This is a genomic window from Mycobacterium sp., assembly GCF_035653355.1.
GTDB lineage: Bacteria > Actinomycetota > Actinomycetes > Mycobacteriales > Mycobacteriaceae > Mycobacterium.
On record NZ_DASRBZ010000579.1, the window covers coordinates 1 to 8,630 of the forward strand.

At 65.8% G+C, this 8,630-nt stretch carries 8 protein-coding genes and 1 pseudogene; 3 read left to right on the forward strand and 6 right to left on the reverse strand.

Features of this window, described 5'->3' with window-relative positions; translation table 11 throughout:
- Positions 1-945 (forward strand): phytoene desaturase family protein (locus tag VFA16_RS19935; protein ID WP_414687774.1); only part of this gene is annotated, 945 nt, incomplete at its 5' end.
- Positions 946-964: 19 nt separating this feature from the next.
- On the opposite strand, the gene VFA16_RS19940 is transcribed toward VFA16_RS19935, so the two are convergent.
- The 3 genes and pseudogenes from VFA16_RS19940 to pdxH form a co-directional block, all read right to left on the reverse strand.
- The gene (locus VFA16_RS19940) at positions 965-2,260 is read right to left on the reverse strand and encodes a citrate synthase (protein ID WP_324969482.1); all 1,296 of its coding nucleotides are present in this window, start codon (positions 2,258-2,260) and stop codon (positions 965-967) included.
- A gap of 111 nt (positions 2,261-2,371) precedes the next feature.
- Positions 2,372-3,332: pseudogene (locus tag VFA16_RS19945) on the reverse strand (hypothetical protein).
- A 30-nt stretch (positions 3,333-3,362) separates the two neighbouring features.
- Complete coding sequence (gene pdxH / locus VFA16_RS19950; RefSeq protein WP_324969484.1) at positions 3,363-4,019, reverse strand: pyridoxamine 5'-phosphate oxidase; 657 nt, start codon at positions 4,017-4,019, stop codon at positions 3,363-3,365.
- A gap of 75 nt (positions 4,020-4,094) precedes the next feature.
- Here pdxH and VFA16_RS19955 point away from each other — a divergent pair, with 75 nt between their 5' ends.
- Together VFA16_RS19955 and VFA16_RS19960 are read left to right on the forward strand one after the other, a co-directional pair.
- Entirely contained in the window at positions 4,095-5,213 is a 1,119-nt protein-coding gene (locus tag VFA16_RS19955; protein ID WP_324969485.1) for a citrate synthase 2, read from the forward strand.
- 87 nt (positions 5,214-5,300) lie between these two features.
- The gene (locus VFA16_RS19960) at positions 5,301-5,750 is read left to right on the forward strand and encodes a VOC family protein (RefSeq protein ID WP_324969486.1); all 450 of its coding nucleotides are present in this window, start codon (positions 5,301-5,303) and stop codon (positions 5,748-5,750) included.
- Here the strand turns inward: VFA16_RS19960 and VFA16_RS19965 are convergent.
- The 3 genes from VFA16_RS19965 to VFA16_RS19975 form a co-directional block, all read right to left on the reverse strand.
- Positions 5,747-5,926 (reverse strand): DUF2795 domain-containing protein, encoded by a 180-nt coding sequence (locus VFA16_RS19965; RefSeq protein WP_324969487.1) that lies wholly within the window; start codon positions 5,924-5,926, stop codon positions 5,747-5,749. The genes VFA16_RS19960 and VFA16_RS19965 overlap by 4 nt on opposite strands.
- An 84-nt stretch (positions 5,927-6,010) precedes the next feature.
- Positions 6,011-7,696 carry an FAD-dependent oxidoreductase gene (locus VFA16_RS19970; protein ID WP_324969488.1) on the reverse strand — a complete coding sequence of 562 codons (1,686 nt, stop codon included), beginning with the start codon at positions 7,694-7,696 and terminating at the stop codon, positions 6,011-6,013.
- An 8-nt stretch (positions 7,697-7,704) separates the two neighbouring features.
- Positions 7,705-8,630: diiron oxygenase (locus VFA16_RS19975; protein ID WP_324969489.1), on the reverse strand; the 926-nt coding region annotated here is incomplete at its 5' end.

Consider the following 8,630-nt stretch of genomic DNA (forward strand, 5'->3'; position numbering starts at 1 on the left):
CGCCAGAACGTTTGCTTTCTGTATCACCTGCTTGGCGGAGGCACCGGGCAATGGGATGTCCCGGTGGGCGGCATGGGTTCGGTGACGACGGCCCTTGCCGCTGCGGCAGCGGGTTATGGTGCCGACATCACAACTGGCGCAGACGTTTACGCCATCGACCCCGACGGAGAGGTGCGCTACCGCACCGGCGACGAAGAGCAATCGGTCACGGGCCGATACATTCTGGCCGGCGTCACACCGGTGGTGCTGGCCGACCTGCTGGGTGAAGGTCGACCGCCGCTGGCGCATGGTTCGCAGGTCAAGGTGAACATGGTGGTGCGGCGGCTGCCCCGGTTGCGCGACGACGCGGTGACAGTCGAGCAGGCCTTCGGCGGGACCTTCCACGTCAACGAGACGTGGAATCAGCTGGACCAGGCATACGTGCGGGCCGCCCAGGGACGAGTACCTGATCCGTTGCCGTGCGAGATTTACTGTCATTCACTGACCGATCCCAGTATCTTGTCTCCCGCTTTGCATCATTCCGGCGCAGCGACCCTGACGGTGTTCGGTCTGCACACGCCGCATGCATTGCTTTCCGACGCCGACCCCGATGTGATTCGCGAGCAGCTCACCGGCGCCGTCTTGGCATCACTGAATTCCCTTCTGGCCGAACCGATCCAAGACGTGCTGATGACCGACGCCAACGGCCGGCCCTGTATCGAGACGAAAACCACGCTGGATCTGGAGCGCACGCTGGCGATGAGCGGCGGCAACATCTTTCACGGCGCATTGTGCTGGCCGTTCGCCGAGGACGACGACCCGCTGGACACCCCCGCGCGCCAATGGGGTGTAGCAACAGGTCACGAGCGAATCATGTTGTGCGGCTCGGCGTCTCGGCGCGGTGGTGCAGTGTCAGGTATCGGCGGCCACAACGCCGCGATGGCGGTTCTCCTACAGCGGTGTTAGCCGGGCCCGGCCCGGCCACCTAGCGCGCGTCGATCGTGACGTAGTCGCGCTCGCCATATCCGGTGTAGATCTGGCGCGGGCGGCCGATGCGGCTGTCGCCCTCGTCGTGCATCTCACGCCAGTGCGCGATCCAGCCGGGCAGCCGGCCCAACGCGAACAACACCGTGAACATCCGGACGGGGAACCCGATGGCGCGGTAGATCAGGCCGGTGTAGAAGTCGACGTTGGGGTAGAGCTTGCGTTCGATGAAGTAGTCGTCGGTGAGCGCGGCTTCCTCGAGCGCCTTGGCGATGTCCAGCAGATCGTCGTCGGCGCCGACCTTGCCCAGGATCTTGTCGGCCTGCTCTTTGACTATCCGGGCGCGCGGGTCGTAGTTCTTGTAGACGCGGTGCCCGAAGCCCATCAGCTTGACGCCGGCCTCGCGGTTCTTCACCTTGCGGACGAACTCGCGTACATCGCCGCCCTCTTCGCGGATCTTTTCCAGCATCTCCAGCACCGCCTGGTTGGCGCCGCCGTGCAGCGGTCCCCACAGCGCATTGATGCCACCCGATATCGAGGTGAACAGGTTGGCCTGCGAGGAGCCGACCAGCCGGACCGTCGACGTCGAACAGTTTTGCTCGTGGTCGGCGTGCAAGATGAACAGCATGTCGAGCGCGCGGACGACTTCGGGGTCGACCTCGTAGGGCTCGGCCGGCAACCCGAAGGTCATCCGCAAGAAGTTCTCCACCAAGGTGTGCGAGTTGTCCGGGTAGAGGAACGGCTGGCCGACGGACTTCTTGTACGCGTAGGCCGCGATGGTGGGCAGCTTGGCCAGCAGCCGGATCGTCGACAGCTCGACCTGATCGCTGTCCATCGGGTCCAGCGAGTCCTGGTAGTAGGCGCTCAACGCGTTGACTGCGCTGGACAACACCGGCATGGGATGCGCATTGCGGGGAAATCCGTCGAAGAACCGCTTGAGGTCCTCGTGCAACAAGGTGTGCCGCTGAATCTGGCGGGTGAAGGCGGCCAATTGTTCCTTGGTCGGCAGCTCCCCGTAGATCAGCAAATAACTGACTTCGATGAACGTCGACTTCTCGGCGAGCTGCTCGATCGGGTAGCCGCGGTAGCGCAGGATTCCGGCTTCACCGTCGATGAAGCAGATCGCGCTTTTGGTCGAGGCGGTGTTGGCGTAACCGGTGTCGAAGGTGGTGTACCCGGTCTTGGCCAGTAGCGAGCCCAGCGCAATGCCGTCGGCTCCTTCCGTGGCGTGCACGATGTCCAAGTCCAACTCGCCACCCGGGTAGCGGAGAGTGGCGATGTCGTCGCTTGCGGCCACTAGAACCCCTTTGCGCAAATCAGCAGTGACAACGCTGGCCTTACCAGGCGCGTATAGCTCAAGGTAGTCGTTATCTTCCGGTCGCGCCTGCGGGGGGCCACCCAAGGCCACCTAGGAGGTTTTGGTACACGGCAGCGGCTGGGTACACGACGGCGGCTGTCCGGCGAAGCGCTGGATGCGGTAGCCGAGAAACGCTGGCGCGGCCAGCGCGGCGATCAGCACCCCGACGATCACCAGTGCCCCGCCGCCGGCTGCCGCGGCGGGCGCCCCGATTACTGCGGCCGCGGCGCCGTGCACGGCGTCGCCCAGACGAGGCCCGCCGGCAACCACCACGATGAACACTCCCTGCAGCCGCCCCCGGAGATCGTCGGAGGCAGCTTCTTGCAGGATCGTCTGCCGGAAGGCGGCCGACGCCGTATCCGCCACACCACCAAACGCCATGCAGCCGAGCGCCGCCCACAGCAGCGGACCGGCCTGACCGTGTGCAGCCCCGCTGACCAGCCCGAAACCGACCATAGCCAGCCCCCACACCGCGATCGCGACGACGACGGCCAGCCCCTGCCGTCGAACCCGTGGGAACCAGCCCGAGAACACGCCGCCGACGACAACTCCGACCGACATCGCCCCCGCCAACAGCGCCATCGTGGTGCCGCCCTCGATGGGTCCGCCGAAGTTCTCGTGAGCCAGCTGAGGGAACAGCGCTCGCGGCATGCCCAGGACCATCGCGATCAGGTCGACCACGAACGACATCAACACCACGGTGTTGCCCGACAGATAGCGGAAGCCAGCCAGCACGGCCGTCGGCCCCCATCGCGCCCGGCCGGCCTCGGCGGGTTCGGTCGCATGAAGCGATGATCAGCAGCACCCGCCGGTCCATCGCGTCGGCCCAGGCGCCGCCCAGCAGACCGAAGACGATCAGCGGCACCAGCGCGAACACGCCGGAAAGCCCGACATACGCCGAGTTTTGGGTGAGCGCGTAGATCTGCACGGGGACCGCGAAAATCGTCAGGTTCGCGCCGATGACGCTGGGTATTCCGGCCAGCCACAGTCGGCGAAAGTCGGGGCTTACCAACGGTGTGGTGTCGGCGAATAGCCTCACGAGTTAGGGCTGCAGGCGTTCGACGCGATCGCCGATGACGCGAATCCGGTTGTGCATCCGGTCTTCTCGGCCCTGCCAGAACTCGACCACCTCGGGCGCGATGCGGTATCCGCCCCAGTTCGGCGGGACCGGGATGTGCTCGACGTTGGCGAAACGCGCGGTCACCTCGGCGAGCTGATGGAGCAGCGCCGCGCGCGAGGCGATCGGCGCCGACTGGTGCGACGCCCACGCGCCCAGCTGCGACCCGCGGGGCCGCTTGGACCAGTAGTCCTCCGTTACGCGAGGATCGACCTTGCTCACCGGCCCGCGGATATGGAATTGGCGGCCCAGCAGATACCAGGGGAAGGTCGCGGACGCGTATGGGGTCGCCGCCAGCTGGGCGCCTTTGGCCGAGTCGTAGTTGGTGAAAAACGTGATCCCGGTCTCGTCGACGCCTTTGCACAGCACCGAGCGGGTGACCGGCTGTCCCGAATCGACGGTGGCCAACACCATGGCGTTCGGTTCGGCGACTCCAGCGCGTTCAGCGTCGCCGATCCACTTGTGAAACAAGGCAACCCAGCCCTCGTCGAGCCAATCCGAGTCGAGATCGGGGCTACCGTCTTTTTCTGCGCTGTATTCCACCCGCATCCCCGCCAGGTGCTCGTTGTCGGGACCTGCCATCGCGCTTACGCTACTCCGGCCGTTCATTACCGACCGGTAGCGGCCGTCGCGGCGCGGAATGAGAGAATCGGCGCCATGACTGTGGTCCCGGAGAATTTCGTCGCCGGCCTCGACGGCGTGGTTGCGTTCACCACCGAGATCGCCGAACCGGACAAGGACGGTGGCGCGCTGCGCTACCGCGGCGTCGACATCGAAGATCTCGTGAGCCGACAGATCACCTTCGGCGATGCGTGGGCGCTGCTGGTGGACGGCAAGTTCGGCCACGGCCTGCCTCCCGCCGAGCCGTTCCCGCTGCCGATCCACAGCGGCGATGTCCGGGTCGATGTGCAGGCGGGGTTGGCCATGCTGGCACCGATCTGGGGATACCAGCCGCTGCTCGACATCGACGACACCACCGCACGCGATCAGCTGGCCCGAGCGTCCGTTATGGCGCTTTCCTACGTCGCCCAGTCGGCGCGAGGGATCCACCAGCCGGCTGTCCCGCAGCGGGTCATCGACGAATGCTCAACCATCACAGCGCGTTTCATGACTCGTTGGCAGGGCGAGCCCGACCCTCGCCACGTCGAGGCCGTCGACGCGTATTGGGTATCGGCCGCCGAACATGGCATGAACGCCTCGACCTTCACCGCCCGGGTGATCGCATCGACGGGCGCCGACGTGGCGGCCGCGCTCTCGGGAGCGATCGGGGCGATGAGCGGCCCGCTGCACGGTGGTGCGCCGGCCCGGGTGCTGCCCATGCTCGAAGAAGTGGAGCGCACCGACGACGCACGCGGTCTGGTCAAGGGAATCCTCGATCGCGGCGAGAAGCTGATGGGATTCGGGCACCGGGTCTATCGCGCAGAGGACCCGCGAGCGCGGGTGCTGCGGGCGACGGCCAAGCGGCTGGGCGCCCCGCGCTATGAAGTGGCATTGGCGGTCGAACAGGCGGCGTTGGCCGAGCTGCGAGAGCGCCGCCCGGATCGGGCGATCGAAACCAACGTGGAATTCTGGGCCGCGGTGATCCTCGACTTCGCCGGCGTGCCGGCCAAGATGATGCCGGCGATGTTCACCTGCGGTCGAACCGCCGGCTGGTGCGCCCACATTCTCGAGCAAAAGAAATTGGGCAAGCTGGTACGGCCATCGGCCATCTACGTTGGGCCCAGCCCACGCAGCCCCGAATCTGTCGAAGGGTGGGACCTGGTCCAGAAGGGGTGATGACGCCGCGATGAGTTTGCGTCGCAGGCCGAGTCAGTACTTGTGAGCCCGCCCGGGCCGCGAGAAACCAACCTGAGGGAGGTCACCATGGCGATCACCGTCGAACCCGCGCTGTCGCCCCACCTCGTCGTCGACGACGCCGCCGCCGCGATCGACTTCTATACCAAGGCGTTTGACGCCGTGGAGCTGGGCCGCGTGCCCCGGCCGGACGGCAAGCTGATCCACGCGGCGCTACGCATCAACGGCTTCTTGGTGATGCTCAACGACGACTTCCCGGAAGTCTGCGGGGGTAAGTCGATGACCCCGAAGGCGCTGGGCGGCACGCCGGTCACGATTCACTTGACCGTCACCGACGTGGACGCCAAGTTCCAACGGGCGCTCGACGCCGGCGCCACCGTGGTGGCGCCGTTGGAGGATCAGTTCTGGGGTGACCGCTACGGCGTGGTCGCCGACCCGTTCGGCCACCACTGGTCGCTCGGGCAACCGGTGCGCGAGGTCAGTATGGACGAGATCGCCGCCGCGATGGGCGGGTCCTAGAAGACCGCCTGCTGCACCTTGTCCGGGCCGTCGATGTTGCCGTCGGGCAGCTTGTTCAGTGCAGCCAGTATTTCCTGATTCGCGCCGTTGCTTTTGGCGTGTGAGATCAGATCTTGCTTGCTGCACGGGTACGACGCGCCCGAGAGCGTCTTTTGGACATCGATGGGATTCGGCATCCGTTTACTCCTATTGTGTCGGCTTGGCTTGCCCGACCCCCTGCTAAGGAGTAACCCGCATCGCGCGGCCTAACCCACTATCGGCTAAGCCAATTGGCGCAGCCGCGTGGCGAGCCGTTGGCGCAGCGGCGGCGGTGGCGCGCTTGCTGCGGTGGCGAGCATGTCGATGACCGACGTCAACTTGTTGCGGGGACGTCCGTCGGCACTGCCTCGGCTCACCTCGGCGGCGTCGATGGCCTGCCATCCTGCGGCGTCGACGACGTCGGGCCGTCGCGCCCGAACCAGTTTGTCCAATGCCGATGGTCTGCTGATCGGCTCGCCGAGCAAGCCCGCGTTGAAGTCATCGACCAGTTGCTGGACGGTCTGCAGCGCGCATGACTTGTTGGTGCCGATGAAACCGGTCGGTCCGCGCTTGATCCAGCCCGCCACATAGGCGCCGGACACCGGCCGGCCGGATTCCGGATCGATGACCCGACCCTTGTCGTTCGGCACGACACCGGCGTCGTCGTCAAACGGCAGGTCAGCAATTGGCTTGCCGCGGTAGCCGATTGAGGTCAAGACCAGTCCCGCGTCGAGCTCGCGAATCTCGTCGGTACCGGTGACGCAGAACTCCACCCCGCTGGCGCGCTGTTCCCCGAGCACCCGCCGGGGAGTGAGTTGGTAGGCCAGCCGAATCCGGGGTCGCGACGCGGGCGACGAATCGTCGCCGAGTTTGCTCAAGATCTCCAGCTTCTGGCGGGTCAAGGTGTCGGAGACGGAGGCCAAGTCGCGCCGCACCAGCTCGTGGTCCGCCGCGCTCAGCACCACGTCGGCCGTCGTCGTCAAACCGATCAGTTCGGGCAGGGTGAACGCCGAATGCGCCGGCTCGCGTCGGGCAGCGATGACCACCTCCCGGAGCCGCGAGGCGCGCAGTGCTGTCAGCGCGTGGTCCGAGATGTCGGTGCGCGCCAACTGGTCCGGGTTGGCAGTGAGCACGCGCGCCACATCCAAAGCGACGTTGCCGTTGCCGATGATCACCACCCGCTCATGACTGAGATCGATTGGCAGATCGGCGAATTCGGGGTGCCCGTTGTACCAAGCCACCACCTCGGTGGCGGTTGCGGTGCCGGGCAGGCCCATGCCGTCGACGTCGAGTCGACGGTCGTTGGGCGCGCCGCTGGCGTAGATCACGGCGTGATGGTGGGCGAGCAGATCGGCGTGGCTCAGGTGCCTGCCGATCTCGACGTTGAGATAGAAGCGAAAGCCGCGACGCCTGGCGATCCGGTCGAACAGCCGGGTGACCTGTTTGGTGGTCTGGTGGTCAGGTGCCACCCCGGCTCGCACCAACCCGTAAGGGGTAGGGAGCTTTTCGAAAACGTTGACCCGCACTCCGTGCTGGGTCAGCAGTTCGTCGGCGGCATACATCGCGGCGGGCCCCGACCCGACGATGGCCACGGTCAGCGGCCCGCGGCGCACCTCCGGGGCCGGGATCACCGGTGCCAGCTTCGACGTGGGCGGCAGCTTCTGGTCGACCGGCCGTTCCGGGTAGTAAGAGGCGTTGAGTTCGACGAACGGCAGCTGCTCAACGGTCAGCCGGCTATCGGGCGCAATGGCTTCCACCGGGCAGGCGCTCACACAGGCTCCGCAGTCGACACAGGCGACCGGGTCGATGTAGAGCATCTCGGAGGTGGCGAACTCCGGCTCGTCCGGCGAGGGATGGATGCAGTTCACCGGACAGGCGTAAACGCAGGACCCGTCGCTACAGCACGACTGGGTGATGACGTGCGGCATGAACGCGGTTACGCGACAGCGACGAGATGCTGGCGATGCGGCTCGCTGCGGTAGCGCGACGGCTTGCCGTTGATCTTGCAGATCCGCCACACGATCTTGGCGACCGGGTTCATCAGTCCGGTGTCGTAGCAGAGCATCCGCACGTCGCCGAACATGTCGCGAATCATCTTCTGCGACTCAGGCGAACGGAAAAACACCTCTTTGCGTACCTCACGCGGGATGTCGAACTCGCGCCAAAAGGCCTTCGGGGGCACCACGATCGCCGAGCACAAGATCCGCATCGTCAACGGAACATACAGCGACAACCAGAACCGCTTGCGCCGCGGCAGATGCGGAACCCGCTTGCGCAGGTATTCGTGAGCGAAGGAGATGTGGCGCGCTTCCTCAGCCACGTGGATTGCCATCACCCGCTCCATGATCGGGTGCAGTTGCTTGCCCTCACGCAAAATGTTCTTCTGCGCGTGGTCGATGGGCTCCTCGCCGGCGAGGATGCCGAACCAGAACGGTATCGGCAACGGGCCAGCAACCAACGGGATCAACGGCTGGATCCATTTCAGCAGCCGCGGCATGCCGGGCACGTCGGCGCCGATGTGGTTGACCATCTCCTGGAACATCATCGTGTGGTTGCACTCTTCGACCGCCTCGTGCAAGCAGTAGCGGTACTCCGGGGAGCCGTTGGGCACCCAGAATGCGTACTCCATCAGGCCGCGAATCAGGATCGATTCGAAGTGCAGGCCGACTTTGGCCACGTTGGCCTGCCGCCACATACCGATCTTGATCTGGCGCTCCAGCGGCTGCGCCTGATACCACGGGTGGCGGCCCAGCGGGTCCGTGGCCGGTAGGACCCACCGCGTGTCGTTGTCGGTGACCGCGAATTCGGGTGCATCCCAGTCGATGTCGGTATACGGGTTGAAGTTGCGCCGCACCGACCCCT

Bases quoted from the DNA above. Each gene is read 5' to 3' on its own strand.
- pdxH (WP_324969484.1), bottom strand. From the start codon at position 4,019: ATGGCAGGTCCCGACAACGAGCACCTGGCGGGGATGCGGGTGGAATAC.
- VFA16_RS19955 (WP_324969485.1), top strand. From the start codon at position 4,095: ATGACTGTGGTCCCGGAGAATTTCGTCGCCGGCCTCGACGGCGTGGTT.
- VFA16_RS19960 (WP_324969486.1), top strand. From the start codon at position 5,301: ATGGCGATCACCGTCGAACCCGCGCTGTCGCCCCACCTCGTCGTCGAC.
- VFA16_RS19965 (WP_324969487.1), bottom strand. From the start codon at position 5,926: ATGCCGAATCCCATCGATGTCCAAAAGACGCTCTCGGGCGCGTCGTAC.
- VFA16_RS19970 (WP_324969488.1), bottom strand. From the start codon at position 7,696: ATGCCGCACGTCATCACCCAGTCGTGCTGTAGCGACGGGTCCTGCGTT.